At 74.1% G+C, this 25,723-nt stretch carries 20 protein-coding genes and 1 pseudogene; 6 read left to right on the forward strand and 15 right to left on the reverse strand.

The window, feature by feature from the left end; all coding sequences use genetic code 11:
* Positions 1 to 43: 43 nt before the first annotated feature.
* The 5 genes from ACFYWQ_RS25580 to ACFYWQ_RS25600 all read right to left on the reverse strand — a co-directional run bounded on the left by ACFYWQ_RS25580 (position 44) and on the right by ACFYWQ_RS25600 (position 5,047).
* Complete coding sequence (locus tag ACFYWQ_RS25580; RefSeq protein WP_389519186.1) at positions 44 to 1,558, reverse strand: DEAD/DEAH box helicase; 1,515 nt, start codon at positions 1,556 to 1,558, stop codon at positions 44 to 46.
* A 234-nt stretch (positions 1,559 to 1,792) separates the two neighbouring features.
* Positions 1,793 to 1,996: a cold-shock protein gene (locus ACFYWQ_RS25585; RefSeq protein ID WP_384965179.1), complete on the reverse strand. Its 204-nt coding sequence runs from the start codon at positions 1,994 to 1,996 to the stop codon at positions 1,793 to 1,795.
* Between the two features lie 375 nt (positions 1,997 to 2,371).
* Positions 2,372 to 3,730, reverse strand: a complete 1,359-nt coding sequence (locus tag ACFYWQ_RS25590) for an MFS transporter (protein ID WP_389519187.1) — start codon at positions 3,728 to 3,730, stop codon at positions 2,372 to 2,374.
* Positions 3,731 to 3,797: 67 nt separating this feature from the next.
* The gene (locus ACFYWQ_RS25595; protein WP_389519188.1) at positions 3,798 to 4,736 is read right to left on the reverse strand and encodes an amidohydrolase family protein; all 939 of its coding nucleotides are present in this window, start codon (positions 4,734 to 4,736) and stop codon (positions 3,798 to 3,800) included.
* Between the two features lie 5 nt (positions 4,737 to 4,741).
* Complete coding sequence (locus ACFYWQ_RS25600; protein ID WP_389519189.1) at positions 4,742 to 5,047, reverse strand: hypothetical protein; 306 nt, start codon at positions 5,045 to 5,047, stop codon at positions 4,742 to 4,744.
* A gap of 165 nt (positions 5,048 to 5,212) precedes the next feature.
* On the opposite strand from ACFYWQ_RS25600, the gene ACFYWQ_RS25605 reads away from it, so the two are divergent.
* From ACFYWQ_RS25605 to ACFYWQ_RS25625, 5 genes and pseudogenes are all read left to right on the forward strand, one after another.
* Complete coding sequence (locus ACFYWQ_RS25605; protein WP_389519190.1) at positions 5,213 to 5,896, forward strand: response regulator transcription factor; 684 nt, start codon at positions 5,213 to 5,215, stop codon at positions 5,894 to 5,896.
* Positions 5,897 to 5,907: 11 nt separating this feature from the next.
* The gene (locus ACFYWQ_RS25610) at positions 5,908 to 7,347 is read left to right on the forward strand and encodes an ATP-binding protein (RefSeq protein WP_389519191.1); all 1,440 of its coding nucleotides are present in this window, start codon (positions 5,908 to 5,910) and stop codon (positions 7,345 to 7,347) included.
* Positions 7,344 to 8,543, forward strand: coding sequence for a TAXI family TRAP transporter solute-binding subunit (locus ACFYWQ_RS25615; protein ID WP_389519192.1), 1,200 nt, complete (start codon positions 7,344 to 7,346; stop codon positions 8,541 to 8,543). Before ACFYWQ_RS25610 ends, ACFYWQ_RS25615 begins: the two co-directional genes overlap by 4 nt.
* A gap of 86 nt (positions 8,544 to 8,629) precedes the next feature.
* Positions 8,630 to 9,010 (forward strand): annotated as a pseudogene (locus ACFYWQ_RS25620) (BlaI/MecI/CopY family transcriptional regulator); the annotation flags it as partial.
* A 204-nt stretch (positions 9,011 to 9,214) separates the two neighbouring features.
* The gene (locus ACFYWQ_RS25625) at positions 9,215 to 10,159 is read left to right on the forward strand and encodes a M56 family metallopeptidase (RefSeq protein ID WP_389519193.1); all 945 of its coding nucleotides are present in this window, start codon (positions 9,215 to 9,217) and stop codon (positions 10,157 to 10,159) included.
* Positions 10,160 to 10,199: 40 nt separating this feature from the next.
* Here ACFYWQ_RS25625 and ACFYWQ_RS25630 read toward each other — a convergent pair whose 3' ends face one another.
* The 5 genes from ACFYWQ_RS25630 to ACFYWQ_RS25650 all read right to left on the reverse strand — a co-directional run bounded on the left by ACFYWQ_RS25630 (position 10,200) and on the right by ACFYWQ_RS25650 (position 15,144).
* The gene (locus tag ACFYWQ_RS25630) at positions 10,200 to 10,655 is read right to left on the reverse strand and encodes a tellurite resistance TerB family protein (protein ID WP_389519194.1); all 456 of its coding nucleotides are present in this window, start codon (positions 10,653 to 10,655) and stop codon (positions 10,200 to 10,202) included.
* A gap of 173 nt (positions 10,656 to 10,828) precedes the next feature.
* Complete coding sequence (locus ACFYWQ_RS25635; RefSeq protein WP_389519195.1) at positions 10,829 to 11,827, reverse strand: sporulation protein; 999 nt, start codon at positions 11,825 to 11,827, stop codon at positions 10,829 to 10,831.
* Between the two features lie 77 nt (positions 11,828 to 11,904).
* Complete coding sequence (locus ACFYWQ_RS25640; RefSeq protein ID WP_389519196.1) at positions 11,905 to 12,225, reverse strand: hypothetical protein; 321 nt, start codon at positions 12,223 to 12,225, stop codon at positions 11,905 to 11,907.
* A gap of 312 nt (positions 12,226 to 12,537) precedes the next feature.
* Positions 12,538 to 14,541 (reverse strand): tetratricopeptide repeat protein, encoded by a 2,004-nt coding sequence (locus tag ACFYWQ_RS25645; RefSeq protein ID WP_389519197.1) that lies wholly within the window; start codon positions 14,539 to 14,541, stop codon positions 12,538 to 12,540.
* 156 nt (positions 14,542 to 14,697) lie between these two features.
* Complete coding sequence (locus ACFYWQ_RS25650; RefSeq protein ID WP_389519198.1) at positions 14,698 to 15,144, reverse strand: MerR family transcriptional regulator; 447 nt, start codon at positions 15,142 to 15,144, stop codon at positions 14,698 to 14,700.
* A 65-nt stretch (positions 15,145 to 15,209) separates the two neighbouring features.
* Here ACFYWQ_RS25650 and ACFYWQ_RS25655 point away from each other — a divergent pair, with 65 nt between their 5' ends.
* Positions 15,210 to 16,418 (forward strand): MFS transporter, encoded by a 1,209-nt coding sequence (locus tag ACFYWQ_RS25655; RefSeq protein ID WP_389519199.1) that lies wholly within the window; start codon positions 15,210 to 15,212, stop codon positions 16,416 to 16,418.
* Between the two features lie 92 nt (positions 16,419 to 16,510).
* On the opposite strand, the gene ACFYWQ_RS25660 is transcribed toward ACFYWQ_RS25655, so the two are convergent.
* The 5 genes from ACFYWQ_RS25660 to ACFYWQ_RS25680 all read right to left on the reverse strand — a co-directional run bounded on the left by ACFYWQ_RS25660 (position 16,511) and on the right by ACFYWQ_RS25680 (position 25,589).
* Positions 16,511 to 16,933, reverse strand: a complete 423-nt coding sequence (locus ACFYWQ_RS25660) for a PIN domain nuclease (RefSeq protein ID WP_389519200.1) — start codon at positions 16,931 to 16,933, stop codon at positions 16,511 to 16,513.
* Entirely contained in the window at positions 16,930 to 17,145 is a 216-nt protein-coding gene (locus tag ACFYWQ_RS25665; protein ID WP_329523962.1) for a type II toxin-antitoxin system VapB family antitoxin, read from the reverse strand. Before ACFYWQ_RS25665 ends, ACFYWQ_RS25660 begins: the two co-directional genes overlap by 4 nt.
* A 106-nt stretch (positions 17,146 to 17,251) precedes the next feature.
* The gene (locus tag ACFYWQ_RS25670; RefSeq protein WP_389519201.1) at positions 17,252 to 18,181 is read right to left on the reverse strand and encodes a hypothetical protein; all 930 of its coding nucleotides are present in this window, start codon (positions 18,179 to 18,181) and stop codon (positions 17,252 to 17,254) included.
* A gap of 2 nt (positions 18,182 to 18,183) precedes the next feature.
* Positions 18,184 to 19,956 carry a sulfite reductase subunit alpha gene (locus ACFYWQ_RS25675; RefSeq protein ID WP_389519412.1) on the reverse strand — a complete coding sequence of 591 codons (1,773 nt, stop codon included), beginning with the start codon at positions 19,954 to 19,956 and terminating at the stop codon, positions 18,184 to 18,186.
* A gap of 5 nt (positions 19,957 to 19,961) precedes the next feature.
* A complete protein-coding gene (locus ACFYWQ_RS25680; RefSeq protein ID WP_389519202.1) occupies positions 19,962 to 25,589 on the reverse strand; it encodes a glutamate synthase-related protein in 5,628 nt (1,875 codons plus the stop codon).
* Positions 25,590 to 25,723 lie beyond the last annotated feature (134 nt).

Genomic DNA, 25,723 nt, shown 5'->3' on the forward strand with positions numbered 1-25,723 from the left:
GCCGACGACAGGGGCCCTGCCGCCGAGGGGACCGCGGCCGGACTCAGGCCGCCGGGTCGGCGGCGGACGGGCGGCGGGCGCTGCGGCGCGCCGCTCCGCCGGTCGGCCTGCCCTTGCCGGTACGGCCGCGGCGGCTCCGGTTCGAAGAGTTCGAAGAGTTCGAGGACTTCGAGGAGTTCGCGGCGGACGGGGTGCGGCGGGCGCGTTCCGCGGCCGGTTCGGTGATGACGACCGGGACGCCGGAGGGCGCCTGCGCGCCGGTGATGCGGCTGAGCTCCGCCTCACCCGGACGTACCTGGGTGATCTGCGGGACGATGCCGGCCGTGGACATCAGCCGGTTGATGTCGCGGCGCTGGTCGGGGGTGACCAGGGTGACGACGCTGCCGGACTCGCCGGCGCGGGCCGTGCGGCCGCCGCGGTGCAGGTAGTCCTTGTGGTCGGTCGGCGGGTCCACGTTGACGACGAGGTCGAGGTCGTCGACGTGGATGCCGCGCGCCGCGACGTTGGTCGCCACCAGGACGGTGACGTGACCGTTCTTGAAGCGGTCGAGCGTCTTGGTGCGCTGCGGCTGGGACTTGCCGCCGTGCAGGGCGGCCGCGCGGACGCCGCTGTTCAGCAGGTGCTTGGTCAGCCGGTCCACGGCGTGCTTGGTGTCCAGGAACATGATCACCCGGCCGTCGCGGGCCGCGATCTCGGTGGTCGTCCGGTGCTTGTCGGTGTCGTGCACGTGGAGCACGTGGTGCTCCATGGTCGTGACGGCGCCCGCGGAGGGGTCGACGGAGTGGACCACCGGGTCCGACAGGTAGCGGCGGACCAGCAGGTCGACGTTGCGGTCCAGGGTGGCGGAGAACAGCAGCCGCTGCCCGTCGGGGCGCACCTGGTCGAGCAGGGCGGTGACCTGCGGCATGAAGCCCATGTCGGCCATCTGGTCGGCCTCGTCCAGGACGGTGACGGCGACGTCGTCCAGCCGGCAGTCGCCGCGGTCGATCAGGTCCTTGAGCCGTCCCGGCGTCGCGACGACGACCTCCGCCCCGGCCCGCAGCGCCCCGGCCTGCCGGCCGATCGACATCCCGCCGACGACGGTGGCCGGCCGCAGGCCCAGGGAGCGGGCGTAGGGCGTGAGCGCGTCGGTGACCTGCTGGGCGAGTTCCCGGGTGGGGACGAGGACCAGGGCGAGCGGCCGCCGTGGCTCGGCGCGGCGGCCGTGGGTGCGGGCCATCACGGCGAGGCCGAAGGCGAGGGTCTTGCCCGACCCGGTGCGGCCGCGGCCGAGCACGTCCCGGCCGGCCAGGGAGTTCGGCAGGGTCGCCGCCTGGATGGGGAACGGTGTGGTCACGCCTTCACGGCCGAGTGTGGCCAGCAGCGGCGCGGGCATGTCGAGATCGGCGAACGACTCGGCCGCGGGCAACGGCGGCGTGATCGTCTTGGGGAGCGCGAACTCGCCCTGGGGTGCGGCCTGTCGGCGCCCGCCGCCCTGGGACCGGCGCCTGTTGCCGGAGCGCTGGGACGCGGAGCCGCCGGAGCGGTCGTACGGACGGGTGGTCCGTGCACGGTTCATGCGGAGCCTTCCTTGACGCGGCGCGTACCAAGGAATTCCCGCAGCAATGGAGCGGCGCAGAGAATCGCGAGAACGTGCCGGAAATGATGGGCAGGGGAAGTGGGAAGTCGCACGGGAAAAGGCGGCTTCCGGCCCGGGGGGAATTCCCCGGGTTGCCCTGAAACGCAGCGAGCTGGGGCCCGCACCCCAAGGTGCGGGCCCCAGCTGCGAAGTATGACGTCAGGGACGACGACGTCAGGCCGCGGTGATGTTCTCGGCCGTCGGGCCCTTCTGGCCCTGCGCGATGTCGAACGTCACCTTCTGGCCTTCCAGAAGCTCGCGGAAGCCCTGGCTGTTGATGTTCGAGTAGTGGGCGAAGACGTCGGGGCCGCCGCCGTCCTGCTCGATGAAGCCGAAGCCCTTTTCCGCGTTGAACCACTTGACGGTGCCGGAAGCCATGAGAATCTCCTCTGGGACGGTGCTCGGAACACGCCCTGTGCGCGCTCCGGTCGCCGCGATGATCACCCCGTCGGAAAACCCTCCAGGCAACCAAAACTGCAACTGGCGTCGACAGTAGCATGTCGGCTTCGGCCCTGCCCGCCAGATATTTCCCCTCCGCCTGCTGCCCGGGGAATATTCCCGGGGCCCCGTGTCAATTCCTCACTTCACGGACACAGGTATTGTCCCGCCCGGACGGCAGTGTCGCCGCCGGGCGTTCCCGGCCGCACCGCCCTGACCTCCGCCGACGGGCCGGGGCGGCAGCCCGGCGGCCACCGCGGGCGGGACGCCGGCGGACCCGCCGGAGCGGCGACGGCGAGACGAATACCACACCGGTCAGGCCGGCGCCGCCTCCCGCTGCCGGGCCGTCTCGGCGAGACGGGCCGAGCGGGTGCGGGTGCCGAAGGCGGCCAGGGTGATCGCGCCGACCAGCCAGGTGGCGGCGATGAAGCAGAAGACGCTCCGGTAGCCGTGGCCGTTGTAGAGCGCGGCGACGATCAGTGGGCCGGCGGCGTTGGACAGGCGGCCGAAGCCGTAGGAGACGCTGGTGCCCAGGGAGCGGCTGCGGGTGTCGAACAGCTCGGGGGAGTAGGCGTAGGCGAGGGCGGTGTAGCCGCGCTCGAAGAGGTTCACCAGGAACCCGAACACGATGATGAGGACCGGGTCGAAGGTGAGCCCGTACAGCAGGCCGCAGCCGGCGATCACCGTGCCGAAGGCGACCAGGCACCACTTGCGCTCGAACCGGTCGGTGACCAGGGAGGCCAGGTAGCAGCCGAGCGGCGCGCCGACCGTGGTGAGCGCCACGTAGAAGACGGACTTCTCGACGCTGAAGCCCTCCTTGGCCAGCAGGGTGGGCGCCCAGCTGGAGTAGCCGAAGAAGCCGATGGTCTGCGTCGTCCACAGCACGGTGAGCAGCAGCGTCGGGAGCAGGTACTTCTTCCGAAGGAGCAGCCGCAGCGGCGCCTTCGTCGACGGGGTCTCGGCGACCGGCGGCGCGGGCTCGGGAAGGGGGCCCTTCTCCGCCGCGACGCCCGCCTCGATCTCCCTCAGGACCGCGTCGGCCTCGGCGTGCTCGCCCCTGCTCTCCAGCCAGCGGGGCGACTCCTTGAGGTGCCGGGCGAACAGCACGAGCAGGACGCCCAGGGAGCCCCAGAGGTAGACCAGCCGCCACGACCAGTCGTTGAGCGGGACGACCGCGCTGGCGACGAGGTTGGTGACGGGGGTGCCGCAGATGCCGATGACGATGGCGTACGCCTGGTACTTGCCGCGGATCGCGGACGGGTACATCTCGTTGACGTAGACGACGCCGACGACGGTCATGGCCGACAGGCCCGCCGAGGTCAGCACGCGGAACACGCCGAGCGACACGAGGTCCCAGGCGAACACCGCCGCGAACGAGGAGACGCCGAACGACAGCGTCGTCCACAGCAGCGCCCGCTTGCGGCCCCACCGGTCGGCGATGGACCCGGCGACGATCGCCCCGACGAACATGCCGACGAACGACAGGGAGGTGACGTAGGCGATCTGGTCGACCGTCACGCCCCAGAGCGTGATCAGTTTCGGCGCGGTGGTGGCGAAGCTGTTGATGTCGGCGAACTCGAAGAAGTAGGCGAAGGCGACGGCGAGCAGGGTGACTTTGTGGAACCGGGAGACCGGAAGCCTGTCCAGCCGGTTCAGCGCGTTGGAGTGGTGCATGAGCGGCCCTTGTCGAAGTCGGGGAGAGGGTCTCGGAACGGGGGCTCGGAACGGGGGCCCGGGGACGTCAGAGGTCCTCGTCGGGCCAGTAGAGGGCCATGGGGTTGGCGACGAGCAGCTTGTGCCGCTGCTCCTCGGTGACCGCCACCTGTGGCACGTGGCCGACGAGGAGTCCGTCGTCGGGCATGTGGCCGGTGAGGTTGGGGTGCGGCCAGTCGGTGCCCCACAACACCCGGTCGGGGAACTCCTCCACGACCCGGCGGCCGAAGGGGACGACGTCGGTGTAGGGGTGCCGTTCGCCGTCCAGGGCCGCGGGGCCTGTCACGCTGAGGCGTTCGGGGCAGGTGACCTTCACCCAGATGTCGTTGTCCTCGGCGAAGCGCAGGAACCGGGTGAACTCCGGCCCGTCCGCCGGCCGGGTCACGTCCGGCCGCCCCATGTGGTCCACCACCAGCGGGACCGGCAACGACCGGAAGAAGCCCTCCAGTTCGGGCAGGTCGGCGCTCTCGAAGTAGAGGACGACGTGCCAGCCCAGCGGGGCGACCTTCCGCGCGATCGTGCGCAGGTCGTCCTGGGGCGAGGCGTCGGCCAGGCGCCGTACGAAGGTGAACCGCACGCCGCGCACGCCCGCCGCGTCGAGCGCGAGCAGCTCGTCCGCGCCGATGTCCGGGCGGACCGTCGCGATGCCGCGGGCCCTGCCGCCGGCCGCGCGGACGGCGTCGACCATGGCGCTGTTGTCCGCGCCGTGGCAGGTGGCCTGCACGATGACGTTGCGGGCGACGCCCAGGTGGTCGCGGAGCGCGAACAGGTCGTCCTTGCCGCCGTCGCAGGGCGTGTACTTGCGTTCCGGCGCGAAGCGGAACTCCGCCTGCGGGCCGAAGACGTGGCAGTGGGCGTCGACGGTCCCCGGCGGCAGCCGGAAGGCCGGTGCGGACGGGTTCCGGTACCAGTCCAGCCAGCCGGGGGTCTTGGCGGCGAGAGGGGCCTCGGGGGAGGGGGCGTCCACGCGGATCACCGGCCCTGGCGCTTCAGCAGCGCGTCCGGGGCGTCCAGGGCGTCCAGGGCGTCCGGGCGGGGGGCCCCGACGTGGTGGGCCGTGAACGACGCACGGGGCGAGGAGACCGTCGTGTCGATGCCGGGCCCGTCCGTCAGCCGCGGCCGGTCCGGCTCGACGGTCTCGCGCGGCTCGTCGCCGCCGCGCAGGTCAGCGGGGGCGGGGGCGGCGGAGGGACCGGTGGGGGAGGCGAGCCGCCGGGTGCGCCACGCCTGAGGGGCCGGCGGGGCGGGCGTGCGGCGACCGTGACAGTCGATGATCATGTGCGGCGTCCTTCCGGGCTGCTGGGTGCCGTGCAGCCTGGCCCGGCGCCGTACCGCGGACGAGGGGTCCGGACGCAGAACTAACCTCCCCTTAACACTCCGGCGGGCGCGTGGCCGGTGTGGTCTACATTCGGCTGACGGGGTGGCCGAAAGGAGGTGGCCGGGGTGCAGATACTGCTGGCCGAGGACGACGACGGCGTGGCCGCGGCGCTCGTCGAGGTCCTGTACGACCATGGTCACGTCACCCGGCGGGTGCGGTACGGCAGGGAGGTGCTGACCTACCACCGCAGCTCCGACCTGCTCCTGCTCGACCTGGGCCTGCCCGACACCGACGGTCTGGACGTGCTGCGCGCCCTGCGGGCGGTCAGCGATCTGCCGGTGGTGGTGCTCACCGCCCGCGGCGACGAGCGCTCGGTCGTGCGCGGACTGCGGCTCGGGGCCGACGACTACCTCGTCAAGCCGGTGCGCCTCGCCGAGCTCCTCGCCCGCATCGACGCCGTCACCCGCCGCAACGCGGCGCGGGGCGCCTCCTCCGTACGGACGGTCCGGGCCGGTGACGTCGAGGTGGACCTCGACGCGCGCCGGGTCCGGGTCGACGGGACGGAGGCGGACCTGACCACCAAGGAGTTCGACATCCTCGCCGTGCTGGCCGGACGCGCCGGCACGGCGGTCAGCCGCGAGCAGCTCCTGGACGCGGTGTGGGGCGCCTCCCGCCACACCGCGTCCACCTCCCGCTCCCTGGACGTCCACCTCACCCAGCTGCGCGCCAAGCTGCGCCACCCCGAGCTGATCACCACGATCCGTGGCTTCGGCTACCGCTTCGGGGACTCCGGGCACCCCGGCGACTGAGGAGCTGACGCGTGCGTACCCGGGTCCAGGCCGCGCTCCTGGTGTTCGTCGTGATCGCGGTGGCCGCGTTCGCCGTGCCGCTGCTGCTGGTCACCGCGTCCGACCGCACCCAGCAGCTGGTCCTCGCCCGCAGCGCCGACCTCGACCGGTTCGCGTCCCTCGTGGACCAGGCCGCGGCGACCGGGGACACCTCGGCCGTCGCCGCCGAGGCGCGGCGCTACACCCGGCTGTACGGGGAACCGCTCGTCGTCACCGACACGCGCCGCCGCCCCGTCGTCCAGACCGGCGGCATGCGGGCCGCCGACCCGGCCGTCGCCCGGCTGCTCGACGCGGCCCTGCGCAACCAGACCGCGCACCCCAGGGACACGCTCCGCCCCTGGTCGCGGGGGTACCGCATGTTCGCCGAGCCCGCGGGCACCGGGACCCGGGTCTCCGGGGCCGTCGTGCTGCGGGCGTCGGTCGGCAACGCGGCGGAGGACATCACCCGGCGCTGGGCCGCCGTCCTCGCCGGTACCGCCCTGGTCGCCGTGGCCTGCACGGTCCTCGCCCGGGCCGCCACCAGGTGGGTGGTCAGCCCGTTGCGCCGCCTCGACCGGGCCGTCGGCCGGCTCGCCGCGGGGCTGCCGCCCGAACAGACCCGGGCCGGCGGCCCGCCCGAACTGCGCCGGCTCGCGACCGGCTTCAACCGCATGGCCCGTACGGTCACGGCGGCCCTGGAGCAGCAGCGCCGGCTCGTCGCCGACACCTCCCACCAGATGCGCAACCCCATGGCGGCGCTCCGGCTCCGCGTCGACGCCCTGCACACCCATCTGCCCGCGTCCGCCGACCGCACGTACACCGGGGTCACCACCGAGCTCGACCGCCTGGAGACCCTCCTGGACGACCTGCTGGCCCTCGCCGCCGCGGAGCACCGGGCCGGGGAGCTGACGGTGACGGACGGGTCGGGCGCCCGCTGCGACGCCGCGGCGGTGGCGGTCGACCGGCACCGCCTGTGGGAGCCGGTCGCCCACCGCGCCGGAGCCCGCCTGGTCCTGCGGGCGGCCACGGCCCCGGTCCCGGCCGCCTGCACCGACCGCGAACTCGCCCAGGTCGTGGACGTCCTCCTGGACAACGCCATCAAGTACGCGGGTCCGGGCGCCCAGATCTCGCTCCGCTGCACCGCCGAGGGCCCGCTGGCGGTCCTCACGGTGACCGACGACGGCCCCGGCCTGGACCCGGAGGAGCTCGCGCTGGCCACCACCCGCTTCTGGCGGTCGGGCCGCCAGTGCCGGGCCGGGACGACCGGGACCGGCCTGGGCCTGGCCATCGCCGAACAACTGCTGGCGGGGCGGGGAGGCCGGCTGGAGCTGGCGCCGGCCCGGCCGCGGGGGCTGCGGGCCAGGGCGGTGCTGCCGCGCGCGGCGGCCGCGGGCACCCCGGCCGGCACCGACCCGCAGGGCGGCACGCCATGACCCGCCCGCGCCCCCGTCCCCACGACCGTCCCCAGCCTGTGGACCGCCGCACCGTCCTCCACGCCGCCCTCGGCACGGCGGCCGCCGCGGTCCTCGGCGGGGTGCTCACGGCCGACACCTCCCGGCAGCGTCCCGGTCCGAGCGGCGTCCTGCGCTTCGCGACCGGTGAGCCCACGGCGTTCTACGAGGCGTTCGGCCGCCTCCTCGCCACCGAGCTCCACGCGGCACACCCCCGGCTGAGCTGCCGCGTCCGCACCACCGCGGGCAGCGTCACCAACATCGCACTGCTCCGCGACCGCCGCGCCGACCTCGCACTCGTCCTCACCGACACCGCGCGGGCGGCCCTGGGCACCGCGCTCTTCCCGCACCCGGTGCCCCTGCGCGCGATCGGCCGGGTGTACGAGACCTACCTCCAGTTCGTCGTCCGCGCCGACTCGCCCGTGCGCGCGGTGTCCGACCTGGCCGGACACACCGTCTCGCTCGGCGCGGCCGGATCGGGCGCGGCCGTGCTCGGCGAGCGGATCCTGCACGCCGCGGGCCTCACACCCGGCACCGACGTGCCGGTGCTCCACCTCCCGCTGGCCGACGCGGCGGACGCGATGCGGGCGGGCTCGGTCGACGCCCTGCTCGTCGCGGGCGGTGTACCGCTGCCCGTCCTGTCCGACCTCGACGACCGCCCCGGCCTGCGCTTCCTGCCGCTGGCCGGCCTGCTGCCCCGGCTAGGGCCTGTTGCGAAAGTCCCGCCTGCCTGGCGACGCCATGCACGCACTCTCGCCGCACCGGCCCCTGACCCAAGTACATCCAGTACGAGGGCCAGGGGCCGGCACGCCGAGAGCACGCACCTGACGCCGCCAGGCCCGCCCTCCGGGCGGACGACGGGACTTTCGCAACAGGCCCTAGGCGGCGCCGACGGCCGGGCCGGTTCCGGCCTGGAGGAGGTGACCCTGCCGCAGAGCGCGTACCGGACGGCGGGCGGGGTCGCCACCATCGGTGTGTCCAACCTGCTGGTGAGCCGCCCCGACCTGCCCCGCGCCGTCGCCGAGGCGCTCACCCGGCTCCTCGTCCTGCGGGCGTCCGCCCTGGTCCCCGACAACGCCGTCGGCACCCAGTTCCTCGACGTCGGCAGCCTGATCGGCACGGGCGCCGTCCCGCTGCACCCGGGCGCGGCCGCGGCGTACCGCGCCCTGCACGGCTGAGCCCGGGACGAGGTGCGGAGGGCGGCCGCCGGGTGCCCCTACGATGGACCGCTCGTGAACTCGGGGCCGGCGGAGAGGAGACGGACGTGACGGATCACCGGCAGCGTGCCCGGCGGCGCGGACAGGGCGAGCTGGAGTCGCTCGTCCTGTCCGCGCTGCGCGAGGCGGACGGCCCGGCGACCGCGGGCTGGGTGCAGGAGCGGCTGGGCGGGGACCTCGCCTATACGACGGTGATCACCATCCTGACCCGGCTGCTGGCCAAGGGCGCCGTCACGCGGGAGCGGGCCGGCCGGTCCTTCGCCTGGACGCCCGCCTCGGACCAGGCGGGCCTGGCCGCGCACCGGATGCGCAAGGTGCTGGACGGCGAGAGCGACCGGGAGGCGGTGCTGGCCAGCTTCGTCACCGGTCTCGGCCCGCAGGACGAGCGGCTGCTGCGCGAACTGCTGGGCCGGCCCGCGGACGACGGAAGCGGACACGGCGAAGCAGGCGGACTCGGCGAAGCAGGCGGACTCGGCGAAGCAGGCGGACTCGGCGAAGCAGGCGGACTCGGCGAAGCAGGCGGACTCGGCGAGGAGCGCGGGCACGGCGAGGGGCGCGGGCACGGCGAGGGGCGCGGGCACGGCGAGGGGCGCGGGCACGGCGAGGGAAACGAAGGAGACGGCTGAAGCCTCATGGGGGTGTTCGTCTTTCTGCCGCTGGTCCTGCCGCTGAGCGCCTGGCCGATCGCGCGCCTGGCCGAGCAGCGGCTGCATCCGCGGACCGCGACGAGGCTGCTGACCGGGGTGGCCGCGGTCATGGCGGTGTGCAGTTCGGTGTGCCTGGGGCTGGTGATGGTGGTCGGCACCGCACAGCTGCCCGGCAACCCGCTGCCCGACGGCTGGTCGGACCCCGAGGTGCGGGCGGCGGTCCCGTACGACGAGGTCGTCGGCAAGGCGGCCATCCCCGCGCTGTGCGCGGTGGTGGTGGCCTGCGGCCGGACCCTGTGGCGGCACGGCCGGGTGCGCCGCCGGGCGCACCGCGCGCTCGCCGGGCTGCGGGGCACGCGGGTGGCGGTCCTGCCGGACGACGTTCCGTACGCGTACGCCCTGCCGGGCCGTCGCCGCGACCGGATCGTGGTGACCACCGGCCTGCTGGACCACCTCGAACCGGCCGAGCGGCGCGCCCTGTTCGCCCATGAGCGGGCCCATCTCACCGCCCGGCACCACCGGTTCCTGCTCGCCGTCCGGCTGGCCGCGCGGGCCAACCCGTTCCTGCGGCCGCTGTGCACGGCGGTGGCCTACACGGCGGAGCGGTGGGCGGACGAGGAGGCGGCCGACGCCGTCGGCAGCCGCCGTACGGTGGCGTGCGCGATCGGCAAGGCGGCCCTCGTCTCCCGTGGGACCCCCGTGGCCACGCTGGCGGGCTTCGCGGCGCCCGGGCCGGCGCCGGGACCCGTGCCGCGCAGGGTGGCGGCCCTGCTCGGCCCGGCGCCCGCGGTGCGCAGCTGGCCGCCGGTGTTCACCTCGGTCGGCCTGGCGGCCTGGGGCGCGGCGGCGGGAACGGCCGCCTCCGCGATGTCCTCCGCGAACTCCGCCGTGACGATGGTCCTCATCCTGCGCGCGGCGACGCCTTTCTGAACCGGCCCGGTTCAGAAAGGCGCGGACCGTCGCGCGGGGGTCAGAGGTCGAACTCGTGCGGCGGCAGGTCGAGGGCGAAGCACGCCTCGCGGACCACGGCCTGCTCCGTCTTGTCGAAGTCGCCGTCGGCGCCGCCGATGACGACGCCGATCTGGATGACGGCACGCGCCTCGGCGGGCTTCTTCCTGGCCTTGGCGACCTCCTGCAACACGCTGACCTTGCCGAAGTCGAAGTCGGCGGTGAGCTTGTCCAGGTTGTCGTCGAAACGGCGCTGGAGGTCCATGGCGTCGAAGTTCTGCAACACCTCGTTGGTGGCGATCAGCTGGGCCACGCGCCGGCGTTCGGACGGATCGATGGTGCCGTCCGCCGCCGCGACCAGCGCGCACATCGCCATGGCGGCGTCCCGGAAGGCGCCGCTCTTGAGGTCGTTCTTCTTCGCCACGAGCTGCGTCTGCATCTGAGTGGCGGAATCCTTGATGCGGTCCCAGAGGGCCATGAGAGCTCCGTACGGTCGGTCGAGGGCCCGTCCTGCCCGGGCGGCAGCCGGCTCCCCGGTTCAGTTCTACAGCAATGTAGAAACGAGTGTCCCGCCCGGTGAGTTCCCGCCCGGTGGGTTCCCGCCCGGTGGGTTCCCGCCCGGTGGGTTCCCGTCCGCTCCGTCCGCGCGCCTCAGTCCTCCTCTCCGCCCTCGTCCTCGTCGTCGCCCTCGAAGAAGTCCCCCACCTCGTCGATCACTTCGGCCGCCACCATGCCGCCGACGACACCGACCGCGAGCCCGGCCGCGCCCGCGGCGACGGCGGTGCCCACGCCGGGCCCCGAGCGGTGGCCGTCGTGGTCGTGATCGCCGTACCCGTGTCCGGGGTGACCCTCGTGTCCGTAGGAGGCGTGGGAGCCGTACGCCGCCCGGTGCTCGACCAGGTGGCGGATCCACCCGTCGACCTCGGTGTTCCAGTCGCGGGAGTCGTGGTGCCCCACGGTGAAGCGGGTGAGCGTGTCGTGGCCGGGGGTGAAGAGGCCGCCGCGCTTGTCCGCCTCCAGGACGACCTCCACGCCGGCCGGGCCGGCCAGGAAGGTCAGCTCGATCTCGTTCACCTGGTGCGCGTACTGCGGCGCCGGGGTCAGCTCGATCTCCTGGTAGAAGGGCAGCTGCTGGCCGGTGCCGCCGATGCGCCCGTACTCCAGGTCGGCGGACCGGAAGCCGAAGCCGAGCTGCCCGAGCGCTTCGAGGACCGCCTCCTGCACGGGCAGCGGGGCGACGTCCAGCCGGTCCAGGTCGCCCTTGTCCCTGGCGCCGGCCACGGCCAGTTCGGTCCGTACGCCGAGGACGACGCCCAGGCCCTGCCCGTACAGCTCGGTGACGGGTGTCTCCCACGGCAGTGCCATGGTGAAGGGGACGCCGCGCTCCTCGCCCGCCGCGAGGCGGAACCCGCCGCCGACGGTGAACCGCTCGAAGGCGACCACGCCCTCGCTCTCCCCGTCCTCGTGCTCGGCCTCGACCCGTGCGACCAGCTCCAGGGTGATGTGCTCGACGTCGAAGTCGGCGTCGCCGCCCTTGAGCCGGACCTGGCCGGTCAGTGCGCCGCCGGGGCGGGCGGCTCCCGGGTCGAGGACCGTGTCGACCGTGGGGCCGCCGAGGCCGAGCGATCCGAGCAGTCGTTTGAACACCATCGTGGCGTCCACTCCTTCACGTGCGTGAGACCTACTGGTTCTACAGGCACGTAGAAGCATAGGGGGTGCGTCACCGGTCAGCCGTGTCCGGCGAGCAGGCCGTGCATCGCGGCCGCCGTGCGCTCCGGGGTGTCCCGCTCGTCGACACGGACCTCGACGTACCGGGTGCCGCTAGCCGCGTGCCGGTCGCGGACGGCGGCGACGCTCCGCGGGGCGCACGGGACGATCGCCACGACCCCGTTGCGCGCCAGCACCTCGGCCAGCAGGCCCGTGCGCCGAGTGTCGGCGCCCAGGTCGTCGTACCGGTCGAGCACCTCGACCCGGCGCCACTCGGCCGTGAGCCGTTCGGCCAGTGCGTAGGCGGCCGCGAGCCGGTCGGCCGTCGAGGGGCCCGTCACCCAGACCGTCGCGCCGGGACAGGTACATCGGCACCTCCCGTCGTGCCCGCCGTTCAGCACGGGCGCCCCCCGGCGCGAGTCACCTGACGCACCGTCGGACTGCCCAAGACCATCGCTGGCGCCTCCCTGCGAACCATGTGGTACCCGACGCTCCCGGTGAGAGCTGGACCATGATGCGGTGCGTTCCTGGTCGTGCCATGGGGAGAGGATGAGAATCCCGTGAGGCGTGCCGCGGGAGCGCGGTGACGGGGACGGGGACGGGGACGGTGCGGCCGGGGGACCGGCCGGGCCGACCGGTTCCCCCGGGTGGTGTCAGTGCTGGTGGCCGACCTGGTGGAGCAGGGCCCGGATCTCGCGCAGGGTCTGCTTGGTGCCGGCGTCGGCGTTCCAGTCGGCGACCACCTCGAAGTGCTTCTCGGCCGCGGGCAGATCGCCCCGGCGCCGGGCCAGGATCCCCGCGAGGCGGTTGGCCTCGACATGGCGCGGATACTGTTCGAGGAGCTCCCCGACCAGGCCCGCCGCCTCCTCGTCCCGCTCCGCGTCGACGAGCAGTCCGGCCAGTTCGGGCCGCGCGTCGGCGCGGGCCCTGCCGAGGCCGTCCTGCTCCAGCTCGAACTCGTCGCGCCGCTCCACCGCGCGCCTGAGCCACTCCTCGGCCTCCGCCTGCCGCCCCTGCGCGCGCAGGGCCCGGCCCAGGTGGTAGGACGCCTGGACGATGCCGTCGTCGAACGCGAGCCGCAGCCACCGTTCGGCCTCGGCGTGGCGCCCGTACCGCACCATGCTCCGGCCCGCGAGGTAGGCGGGCCGCGACAGTCCGGTCTCCGCCGCCCGCGCGTACCAGCGTTCCGCGAACTGGGGGTCGCCGCCGCGCTGCTGGGAGAGCCGGCCCAGGTACCAGGCGGCCCGGCCGTGCCCGAGCCGTGCCGCCCGCAGGTGCCAGAGCCCGGCCGAGCGTTCGTCCTTCGCCCGGTCGTGGAGGACGGCGATGTCGTACGCCGCCCCGGCGTCACCGGCGTCGGCGGCGGGTTCGAGGAAGGGGATCACGTGGCGGCTCCCGGCGCCGCCCCGCTCGTACAGCATGCGGCCGAGGGCGAGCAGTGCCCGCGGGGTGCCCGCCCGCCGGTACCACTCGGCCGCCTCGGGCAGCCGCTGGAGCCGGTCGAGCGCGTCGGCGCAGGCGGTCATCTCCTCCGGGCCGGCGCCGTCCGCCTCGGCGGCGGCCGTCAGCCCGGGCAGCCGCTCCCGCAGCTCCCCGTCCGACGGCCGTCCGGGCCGGGCGCGGGCCTCCTCGATGTCCGCCAGGGTGCGGACGATCAGGTCGTGCGTGGTGTCCCAGGGATCCTGGTTCTCCTCGTCGACACCGGTGCCGCGCAGCCACTCCTCCGCCTCGTCGAACCGGAGCTGGCGTTCGCAGAGCAGACCGAGGTTGACGCGGGCGACGAGGTGACCGCCGTCCGATCCGGCGGCGGTGCGGTACCACTCCTCCGCCTTCCGCAGCTCACCGCGCTGCTCCCACCAGACGCCCAGGACGTACGCGGCACCCGGGTAGCCCCGTGCGTGACCGCGCTCGGCGAGGGCGCGCACCTCGGCCCACCGGCTGTCGTCCCGGGCCGCGAGGACGGCCTGGTCCACCAGTGCCTCGGCGCTGCCGGCCGCCGCGGCCCGGGCGAAGAGGGCCTCCGCCGCCGCGGCCGCGGCCGGGTAGGCGTCGAACGCGTCGTCGTACCCGCCGTCGGTCAGCTCCCGCAGCGCTTCGTACGCGGCCTCGGAGTCGCCGTTGCGCTCGGCCTCCGCGAGGTCCGTCTCCCGTCGTTCGAGGTCGTCCAGGAGGCGGGTGAGGGCGGCGCGGGCATGGGCGGCCACCCGGTCCCCCCGCTCCTCCGCCTCCTCGAGCCGTTCCAGGGCCTCGTCCCACTCACCCCGCCGGGCCAGCCGGACGGCCCCGTTGGTCAGACACTCCACACTGCCCAGCTCGGCACCGCGCGCGTACCACTCCCGCGCGCCGGTGTGGTCGCCCGCCTCCTCCAGCAGGGTCGCGAGCCCGAACGCGCAGCCGCCGTCCCGGCCGGCGGCGCTGCGGTACCACCGTTCGGCCCCCGCGAAGTCCCACCGGTCCCGGTGGACGATGGCCAGGGTGCGCGCGGCCTGGGCGTCCCCCTCCGCGACCGCCTTCTCCCACCAGGGCAGCGCCTGGTCCACCTGTCCGCGCCGGGTGAGGAGGTCCGCGTACGTACGGGCCGCTCCGGGCAGGCCGGTCTCGGCGGCGGTCAACTCGGGTTCCGGATCGGGTGTTTCGGCGAACGTCCGCTCGTGCATGCGTGCATCGTGTCAGACGCCCGGAGCCGTCCGGGTGCCGTCGGCGGGCCGTCCGTGAGGGGGCCCGGGTCCCCCTGCGCGGCGTCCCATGGCGCCGATCACCGCAGGGTCCGGCGGCGCGCCGTGGACGAACGGGGGGAGGTCAGGCCGAGGCGGTCAGACCGACACGGTCAGGGCCTCGCCCGCGGTGGCGGGCGGCACCGGTTCTCCTGGTTCTCCCGGTTCCCCCGGGGCGGCCGGGTCCCGGTCCCGGCGTACGGCGTCGACGTAGTCGGAGATGGCGTCCCTGCTGCGGACCAGGCACTCGATCCGCCGTGTCATGCGGTCCAGCTCCCGCTCCAGGGTGGCGATCGTCTCCGGCGTCGCGTCGGAGACGCGGATGGACCGGGGCTGCTTCAGGCACGGCAGCACCTGCCTGATGATGCGGGTCGGCAGCCCGGCGTCGAGCAGCCCCCTGATCTGGAGGACCCGGTCCACGCTGCGCTCGCAGTAGTCCCGGTATCCGTTCGGCGAGCGGTCCGGGACCAGCAGGCCCTGTTCTTCGTAGTAGCGCAGCATCCGGCGCGGGGTTCCCGTGCGCTCGGCCAGCTCCCCTATGCGCATGTGGCCCACCTCACACAGAGACGACTTGACCCTCACATACATGTGAAGGTTGGACGATATCGCGCATGACAACGTCCGAGACAGAGCTTCCGGCCGGCGAACCGTCGGCACCGGAGGGGCCGCGACTGCCTCTCTCCCCGCTGCTCGCCCTGGCCACCGCCGCGTTCATGAGCATACTGACCGAGGCCTTACCGGCCGGCGTCCTGCCGGAGATGGCCCGCGGCCTCTCCGTCGGCGAGTCCGCGGCGGGACAGACGCTGACGGTCTACGCGATCGCCACGGGCCTCTCGGCCATCCCCGTCTCGGTGGCCACGGCGACGTGGCGGCGCAAGAGGCTGCTGCTGCTCGCCGTGGCGGTCTTCGCCGTCGCCAACCTCGTCACGGCCCTGTCCTCCAGCTACGCCCTGACGATGGCCTTCCGCCTCGCCGCCGGGGTGGCCGCCGCCGCCGTGTGGGCCGAACTCGTCGGATACGCCCGCCGTCTGGCCCCGCCGCACCTCCAGGGCCGGGCGATCGCCGTCACCATGGCCGGTGTGCCGCTGGCGCTCTCCCTCGGCATTCCCGTGGGTACCTTCCTGGGCGAAGCGTTCGGCTGGCGGCTGACCTTCGGGCTGGTGGCCGTGGTCTCCGTGCTCCTGCTCGGGTGGATCTCCGTCTCGGTCCCGGACCACGCCGGGCGCCGGCCCGGTAAGCGCGAGCCGGTCCTCGGGGCGCTGAGGCTGCCCGGCGTGGTGGCGGTGCTCTTCGTGGTCGCCGCCTACGTCCTGGCGCACAACGTCCTCTACACCTACATCGCCACCTTCCTCGACGAGCACGCCATGGGCGGCGCCCGCGACCTCGTGCTGCTGGTCTTCGGCATCGCCTCCGTGGTGAGCATCTTCGTCACCGGGGCCCTGGTCGACCGCAGGCTGCGCGCGCTGACCGTCGTCAGCAGCGTCCTGTTCCTGGTGGCGTCCGGCATGCTGACGGTGCTGGCCGACAGCGCCGCCCCGGTCTACCTGGCGGTGGTGCTCTGGGGCCTCGGCTGGGGCGGCGTGACCACCCTGCTCCAGACCGCGGTCACCGACGCCGGCGGCGACCGCGGACAGGCGCTGCTGGTCACCACCTGGAACTTCGCCATGGCCGGCGGCGGCGCCGTCGGAGGCGTCCTCCTCGACGCCCTCGGCCCCGACTCCTTCCCCTGGAGCGTCCTGATCCTGATGACGCCCGTCCTGCTCGTCGTCCTCGGCGCCCGCACCCACGCCTTCCCCGCCGAACGCCCGGGCACGCGATGACGACCCGCTGACCTCCCGCCCACGCGAACCCCCGGCACCCCGGCCCGGCACCCGTTCCCGTGTGCCGGGCCCGCCGCGGGACCGTCACCGGCTCACTTGCCGGGGTCGGGGCCGTACCACTGAAGTGCCTGCCCGGTGACGGCGGCGATGCACTCGAAGTCCCGGTCGCGGTGCAGGAGGGTCAGCCCTTGCAGTTCGGCCGTGGCGGCCACCACGAGGTCGACGGCTCCGGCGCTGCGATGCTGCCCGCGGTGGGTGAGGATTTCCTGGACCTGCCCCGCGCGGTCGTAGGCACGGTCGTCGACCGGTACCCAGCCGAAGAGCAGGCGCAGGTCTTCGACGCCCCGTGCACGGTCGGCGGCGGAACGCGCGCTGTAGAAGAACTCCAGCTCGGTGACCGGACACGTGGCGATCAGCCCGGCCGCCGCCGCCCGGTCCCAGCCGTACTGCTCGGCGTCACCGCGTAGCAGGCGGGCGAGCGCGCTGGTGTCGATCAGGAACTGCGCGGCGTTCACCGACGGTAGTTCTCCTTGTCCTCGAGGAGATCGAGATCGAAGGCGCCCTCGGCCGCCGCCGCCCGCAGACGGGTGAGTGCCAGAGCCCGCCGCCGGTTCTCCAGCACCTCGCGCAGCGCGGTGTTCACCGTCTCCTTCTTGGTGCTGGTGCCGAGGGCCTTGGCCACGTCGGCGACGAGTTGATCGTCAAGATCGATCACGGTGCGAGTCATCTGCCACACCTCCTGTGATATCGAGTGTGCCATCGAGTATATATACGTCGGTGGCGCCGAGACCCCCGCGTGCCCGCGGGGCGGCGTGCGTCGGTCACCCGACCGGCTAGGCCCTGCGGTCCGGCAGGGACGCCGTCAGGTGCTCCCACGCCGCGTGCACGTCCGCTCCGACGATTCCGAACTGCGTGATGACCGCGACGCAGCGGCCGTCCTCGTCGTCGAGTTCGATCGCCGACGTCGGGCCGTGCGCCGCCGTGGAGCGGACGAGGTGGCACGCCCGGACGCCCGCGAGGTCGATCTCCACCGAGCTCTCCGCGACCGCCGCGAACACCCGCCCGCCGACGGTGCGGTCGGTGACGTGCACCCGGCCGCCGCACGCCTGGAGGGCCGCCGGGGCGAACACCGCAACGCCGATCGGCAGCCCGAGGGAGCAGACGTGGTCGAGCACCGCGGGCACGACGCCGGGGTCGATGGTGCGGTGCTCGCCGCGGTACCGGTGGAACGCCCGGCGCCGGGCGGTGCCGCCGTCCGCGAGGACCGCGTCGAGCTGGGCGAGCTGGTCGCCGTTCTCCCAGGCCGGCACCGCGGGGGCCGCGGACGGTCCGGTGGCCGACGCCCCGGCGTCGACCGTGCGGGCGAGTCCGGCCAGCAGCCGGTCCCCCTCGGACAGCAGCCGCCCCTGGTGCGCGGTCCGGCCGGCCGCGTCGAGCAGGTGCAGGGCGACCGAGCCGGTGCCCGCGTCCCGCGCGACCACGGCCGAGGCGATCCCGTCGCCGTCGACGCGCAGCGTGATCGAGCCCGGGGTGACGGCGAACGCGTCGCCGCGCAGGCTCGGGACGGCGTAACCGCCGGCCTGGTCGATCCGCGCGACCGGTCCTCCGGTGACCGCCTGGACGTGCTGGAAGAGCGTCAGGCAGCGCGCCAGCTCCGGCATCCGCGCGTCGATCAGCCGCACGCTGCTGTCGCGCCGGCCGCAGCACCCCTCGAACACGCACCGGCCGTCGGCGCCCCGCGGCCCGGGATCGTGGTCCGTCATGCTCAGTACACGTCCCGCACGTAGCGCTTCGCCCGGCGCAGGTCCGCGAGGTACTCGGCGGCGTCGTCGTCCCCGCGTCCGCGCTGCTCGGCGATGACGCCCAGCAGGGCCGCCTCGACGTCCTTCGCCATGCGGGAGGCGTCGCCGCAGACGTAGAGGTGCGCGCCTTCCTCCAGCCACGCGTACAGCTCGCGCGACCGCTCCCGCATCCGGGTCTGCACGTAGACCTTCTCGGCCTGGTCGCGCGAGAACGCCAGGTCGAGTTCGGTGAGCACACCGCGCTCGCGCAGCCCGGTCAGCTCGTCCTCGTACACGAAGTCGGTGGCGCGGTGCTGGTCGCCGAAGAACAGCCAGTTGCGCCCGGAGGCGCCCCGCGCGGCCCGCTCGTGCAGGAAGCCGCGGAACGGCGCGATGCCGGTGCCGGGGCCGATCATGACCATCGGGGCGTCGTCGTCCGCCGGGACGCCGAAGGAGGCGTTCGGCTGGAGGTGGACGCCCACGGTCGCGTCCGCGCCGACGCGGTCCGCGAGGTAGGTCGACGCGACGCCCTCGTACCGGCGGTGCGGGGTGCCGTACCGGACGGACGCGACGGTGAGGTGGATGCGGTCCGGGTGGGCGAGCGGACTCGACGAGATCGAGTACTGCCGTGCCTGGAGCGGCCGCAGGAACGGCAGCAGCTCGTCGACGCCGGGCGCGGCGGCCCCGGCGTCACGGAGCAGGTCGAACACGTCCCGGCCCCAGAGCCAGGAGTCCAGGTCGGACCGGTCGCCGTGCGCGACGACCGAGGCGAGGTCGCTCGACGGCGCCCGCTCGACGAGGTCGGCGACCAGTTCCTTCGACGGGGTGCGGATCTCGCGTTCGGTGCGCAGCACCTCGGCGAGCGGCCGCCCGTCGACCTCCTCCTCACCGCTCGCGCCGAGCTGTTCCAGGAGCGCGCCGACGAGCGTGTCGTCGTTCACCGGTACGACGGCGAGCGCGTCGCCGGCCGCGTAGGTGATGCCGCTGTCGCCGAGGTCGAACTCGTAGTGGCGGATCTCCTTGGCGCTGCCCGGCGCGGACAGCAGCCGGTTCACCGCGAGCCGGGACCGGTACGGGTTGCGCCGGTTCCAGGGGGAGCGGGTCCGAGCGGACGCCTTGGCACCTGCGCCCGCACCCGCGCCGGTGCCCGCGCCCGAACCCGCGCCCGTGCCCGTCGCGCCGGTCTCCGCGGCGACCCGGTCCAGGACCGCCGCCGTCCACACCGCCGCGGGCTCCTCGAAGTCCACGTCGCAGTCGACGCGGTCGTGCACCCGGGTGGCGCCGAGCTGCTCCAGGCGGGCGTCGATGAGCTTCGCGGCCTGGCAGAAGTCGTCGTAGCCGCGGTCGCCGAGCCCGAGGACCGCGTAGCGCAGGCCCTCCAGCCGCGGCGCCGTGCCGGCCTGGAGCGCCTCCCAGAACAGCCCGGCGTTGTCGGGCATCTCGCCCTCGCCGTACGTCGAGGTGACGACGAGCACGTGGGACATCGCGGCGAGCCGCTCGGGCGTGACGGCGTCGAGCGCGGTGGCGGTCGCGCCGAGGCCGCGGGCGCGGGCCCCGGCGACGAGCTCGTCGGCGACGAACTCGGCGTTGCCGGTCTGCGTGCCGAACAGCACGTCGATCGTCGCGGCGGGCGCGTCGCCCGCCGCGCCGTCCTGGCGTCCGGCGGCCGCGATACCGGCGATGAACCCGGCGAGCCAGGCCTCCTGCTCGGCGGAGAACGGCGCGTCGGCCGGGATGAGGGACCCGGTCGGGGGCATGAGGGTCACGCGGTCACCGTCTCGGTCGGGGCCTGCGGGGCACGGCGTCCGGCGATGTCGGCGAGCGCCGCGGTCGCGAGCAGCTCGTCGAACCGGGCGGCCCGCACGCGGCCGGCGTTCTTCGTGTTCTGGTGGACGATCCAGCCGTAGGTGCCGGGGGCGTCCACGCTGAGGTTGTTGCGCTGCCGCAGCGCCTGCTTGTAGTCGTCGAGGCGCTTGACCGCGATGAGCGTGGCGAGCTCGTCGTCGTCGAACCGCTCCAGCGTGCCGCGCAGGTACTTCACGACGCGCTGCTTGACGAAGAAGTCCTCGGTGAGGACGAGGTTGCGGACGGCCTCGGCGACCCGCGGGTCGCCCGGACCGCTCGCCCCGGGCACCCGCTGGAGCGCGACGTCCTGCGCGACGCCGAGCACCGTGTACGACGACAGCAGCGAGAACATGTCGTCGCCGCCCTCGTCGCCGAAGGCCGGGGCACGGCCGCCGAGCACGGTGCGGCGGTCGCGGTAGTCGACCTTGAACGCGCGGAGCTTGTCCGTCGCGATCGACGTCGCCAGCTCGTCGAGGAGCTGCCCGCGGGTCGCGGCGGCGAGGATCTCCCCGGCGTCCTGGTACAGCAGCAGCGCCCGGGGCATCCCGCAGTACACGTGCTGCCGCTCGCTCTCCCAGTCCTCCAGCAGCCGGGCCGCGAGCGGCGAACCGGTCGCCTCCAGGTGCCAGGTCAGGAGCAGCCGTACGGCCTCCTCGTGGAAGGCGCCGTGCCCGGTGTCGGTCACCGGGAACACCAGCAGCGAGTCGGCGCTCACCCGGCCGGGCAGTTCGCCCGACGGGTCGTACTGGTAGAGGAACCCGCCGCTCATGCCGTTGCCGAGGCCCTTGCCGAAGCCGCCGAGGTTGAGCACGGTGCCGCCGGTCATGTACTCGCAGCCGAAGTCGCCGACGCCCTCGACGACCGCGGTCGCGCCGGAGTTGCGCACGGCGAACCGGTCACCGGCCTCGCCCTGCACGAACGTCCGGCCGCCGGTCGCGCCGAACAGCGCGAAGTTCCCGACGAGCACGTTGCCGCCGCGCTCCGCGCTGCCGCCGCCCGGGGCGCGCACGACGATCCGGCCGCCGCTCTGGCTCTTGCCGACGCCGTCGTTGGCGGTGCCGGTGTGTTCCAGGGTGATGCCGTCGTTGCAGAACACGCCGTACGACTGTCCGGCGGACCCGGTGGTGCGGATCCGGACGGCGCCGTCGACGAGGCGGCGACGGCCGCGGTCGTCGGTGGTGACAGCGGGGACGTCACCGTCGAACGCGTGATCCTCGTGATCCTCGTGATTGAGGATCCGCTCGACGTCGATGCCGAGCTGCCCGCCGACGGACTTGTCGCTGTTGCCGAGGTGGATGCCCTCGACGAGCAGGGACGGCTCGCGCCGGTCGAGGAGCGCGGCGCGGACGCGCTCGATGAGGGCGTCGTCGGTGGTGAAGTCCTTCTCCAGGTACTCCGGGTCCTCGACGACCTTCTCGGGCACGCGGGCGAGCAGCCGGCGCACGTCGAGCCGCCCGACGCTCGCGGGGTGGTCGAGCAGCTGGAGCAGGTCCGTGCGGCCCCGGGCCTCGCGCAGCGACCGCAGGCCGAGGCGGGCGAGGATCTGCCGGACGTCGTGCGCGATGTTGAGCAGGTACTGCGCCAGCGCGCGCGGGTCGCCCTCGAAGGCCTCGGCGTTGGTGGTGAGCCCGGCGGGGCACTTCACGTTGCAGTTCTTCGCCATGACGCAGCCGAGCATCATCAGCGCGGTCGTGCCGAACTCGAAGCTGTCGCCGCCGAGCAGCGCCGACGTGACGACGTCGCCGCCGGTCTGGTGCGCGCCGGAGCAGCGCAGGACGACCTTCTGCCGCAGCCCGTGGGCGACGAGCGCCTGGTGCACCTCGGCGACGCCGATCTCCGCGGACCGCCCCGCGTACTTCAGGCTCGTGACGGCCGCGGCGCCCGTGCCGCCGGTGTTCCCGGCGACGTTGATGACGTCCGCGCCGGCCTTGGCGACGCCGACCGCGATGGTGCCGATGCCCTCCGAGGACACCAGCTTCACGACCACCCGCACCCGCGCGGCCTTGCAGTCGTGGATGAGCTGCGCGAGGTCCTCGATCGAGTACGTGTCGTGGTGCGGCGGCGGCGAGATCAGCTCGATGCCCGGGGTGCCGCCGCGCGCGGCCGCGATGTCGACGGTGACCTTCGGCGCGGGCAGCTGACCGCCCTCGCCCGGCTTCGCCCCCTGCCCGATCTTGATCTCCAGCTCCTCCAGCATCGGGTCGGCGAGGTAACCCGCCCAGATGCCGAACCGGCCGGACGCGAACTGCTTGATCCGGGAGCCGCGGACGGTGCCGTACCGGGAGTGGTGCTCGCCGCCCTCACCGCTGTTCGACATCGCGCCGACCATGTTCGCGCCGTGCGCGACGGCCTCGTGCGCGGTCGCCACGAGCGCGCCGTGGCTCATCGCGCCGGAGGCGAGCGCACGGGTGATCTCGTGCGCGGGCTGCACCTCGTCGAGCGGCACGCTGTCGGGCGCGCCGTCGAGGAGGGTGAGCAGCTGTGCGGCGGAACCGGTGGCGGTGACGACGACGCCGTCGGCGTCGGTGCCCACCGTCCGGACCTCGCCGGGGTGGGCGAGGGCGAGCCCTTCGGCGAGGGCGGCGTGGCGCCGGGCGTCGTCGTCGGGTCCGGTGGATTCGGTGGGGCTGTTGGGTCCGGTGAGCCCGGTGAGCCCGGTGAGCCCGGTGGGTCCGGTGGGGGTGAGGCGCAGCCGGACCGTCACCGCGCCGCCGTCACCGGAGGCCCGGTCCGTGACGGTCGCGACGACCCCGCGGGCCGTGACGCTCGCGTTGCCGGTCGTGGAGAACCGGCCCAGCTCGCGGGCGAAGTCCTCCGGCGTGCGCAGCCCGGTGACGTCCGCGGGCAGCGCGAGCACGTCCCGCAGCGCGGACGGGCGGCGGGACCGCTCCTCGTGCGTCGTCCGCAGGAAGGCGCGGTACCCCGGCGTGATCCGGAACGCGTCGATCTCGGCGTCGCTGAGCGCGTCGTACCCGGTGTTGCGGTACGCGGCGTCGGTGATGCCGAACGCGTCGTCGAGCCGGCCGAGGGTGAGCAGCCGGAGCGCGTCCGGGTCGCCGGGCCGTTCGAACTGCGGCCGCTCCTCGACCATGTCGCCGAAGCCGCGCACGGCCGAGACGCCGAACGAGTGCCCGGCGCCGTCCGACCGCTCCTTGAACAGGCCGAGCAGCGGGATCTGCTGCTCGGTCTCCACGGTCCGGGCCCGCTCGTGCCAGTCCGTCGCGGCCTGCGCGATGCGGGCGAACCCGACACCGCCGACCGGGGCCTCCATGTGCGGGAAGATCCGCGCGAACACGTCGTCGCGGGTGTCGAGGTAGTTCGGCTCGAAGAACTCGCCGCCGATGTAGCTCTCGGCGGTGCACAGCCCGACGCGGCCCATGGTCTTCGCGAGGGACTTCTCGGCCGCCTTGCGGAACCTGGCCAGCGCCCGGTCGGTCTCGGTGATCTCGCCCGCGGGTGCCGGCGCGCTCGGGTGCTTCTCCTCGGCGCGCAGCCGCGCGCTGAGGCTGTAGACCGCCGAGGCGCCGAAGCCGAGCGCGGTCGCGACGTGGTGCGAGGAGGACAGCTGCCCGCTCTCCGCCACGACCGAGACGCGCAGCCGCAGCCCGGTCTCGATGAGGCGCTGGTTGACCGCCGCGACGGCGAGGATCACCGGCAGCGGGGCGCGGGTCGACGAGATCGCCCGGTCGGTGAGGAGCGCGATGCCGCCCCGCTCGGCGGCGAACCGCTCCACGTCGTCGCAGAGCACGTGCAGGGCCGACCGGAGCGCGTCGGCGTTCGCCGCCTCGTCGCCCGGCACCGGCTCGTAGAGCATGGCGAACCGCTCCAGCGGCACGATCCGCTGGTCGCGCAGCCGGACCATGTCGAGGTGCCCGAGCACGGGCGACGACACGACGAGCTGCCGGCCGCTGGTGTGGTGGGTGCCGTCGGGCTTCGGGCCGAGCGCGACCCGCATGCTCATGCCGTCGGCCTCGCGGATGCTGTCCAGCGGCGGGTTGGTCACCTGGGCGAAGCGCTGCGAGAAGTACTTCGCCATGCCGCCCTCGGTGTCGCTGAGCGCGTTGATGGCGTTGCCGTAGCCCATCGCCGAGATCCGCTCCGACCCGTCGGCGAGCATCGGGTCGAGCATGAACCGGAAGCTCTCCTGGTTCAGCGAGTACGCCACGTACCGGCCGGCGAGGGTGAGGTCGCCGTCGTAGCCGAGCGTCGTCGTGCCGCGGTAGTAGTCGGGGGCGGGCAGGTCGTCGAGGTTCACCCGGGCCGCGCCGAGCAGTTCGCTGTACGGCCGGCGCGCGGCGAGGGCGTCGAGCACTTCGCGGGTGCGCATCCGGCGGCCGGTGCGGTGGTCGACGACGAGCATGCCGCCGGCCTCGATCCGGCCCCGGTGCACGACCTCGTCGTCGGGGAAGGCGACCTGGCCGGCCTCCGACGCCACCATGAGGTACTCGGCGGTCTCGACGGTGCGCAGCGGGCGCAGGCCGAGCCGGTCGAGCCGAGCGCCGACGACGTCCCCGTCGCTGAAGATCACGGCCGCCGGGCCGTCGTTCTTCTCCTCGTACAGCGAGAAGTACTCCAGCATGTCGCGGACGCCGGCGGGCAGGGTGCGGTCGTTCTCCCACGCGGGCGGCATGAGCGACACGACCGCCTCGACGATGTCCAGGCCGTCGTCGAACACCCGGCTCTGGAGGGTCTGGTCGAGCCGGGAGGAGTCGGACTGGCCCGGCGGGCGCACGATGCTGCGCGTCCGGGCGCGGGCGAGGGCCTCGTCGGAGAGCCGGTTCTTGCGGTCGGTGTTCAGCTCGCCGTTGTGCGCCATGAGGCGGAAGGGCTGCGCCATGGTCGGGTGCGGCTCGGTGTTCGTGGAGAACCGGGTGTGGAAGTACAGCGACCGCACGGAGTGCCGCGGATCGCCGAGGTCGCGGAAGTACGGGATGACCTCGCCGGAGTTGAGCCGTCCCTTGAGCACCTGCGTGCGCGCGCTCAGCGAGAGCGGGTACAGCCCGGCGTACGCGTCGTCGGCGTAGGCGACGGCCTCGACCGCGAGCAGGGCACGGTTGGCCGCCGCGTCGACGTCGTGCCGCTCCCACCCCTGCGGGGCCCGGAACACCCACTGCACGATGGGCAGCTGGTACTGCTCGGCGACGGGCCGGGCGACGGTGTGGTCCACGGGGACGTCGCGGACCAGCAGCACGTCGAAGCCCTGCTCGGCGATGCTCCGCCCGACGAGGTCCACCGCGCCGTCGCGGCGGCCGGCGTCGGTCGGCACGAAGCAGTTCGCGACGCCGAAGTACCCGGCGCGCAGGTCCTCGCCGGTGAGCGCGCCGAAGAACTCCACCGACAGGTCGATGCTCACGCCCGCGCCGTCGCCGACGCCCTCGGAGGATTTGCCGCCCCGGTGCGGGATGGCACGGAGCGCTTCGTCGCCCTTGCGGATGACGTCGTGGCTCGGCGTCCCGTCGAGGCGGGTGAGGAAGCCGACGCCGCAGTCGCTGTGGTCGAGGGCGGGGTCGTGGAGACCGAAGGCCGAGGAGGGTGCAAGATTCAAGTGCGGGTCCTGTGAGCGGGTTCCGGCTGGGGGTACCTCCCAGGCCCTCGGGGCACTGGGGGAGGACGGCCAGGCTGCGTCGGTGGAGCGCTCGCCGCGGGCGGACCGGTGTGACGGCCCGGACCCTGAGTGGT

This window comes from Streptomyces sp. NPDC003247, assembly GCF_042888135.1.
GTDB lineage: Bacteria > Actinomycetota > Actinomycetes > Streptomycetales > Streptomycetaceae > Streptomyces.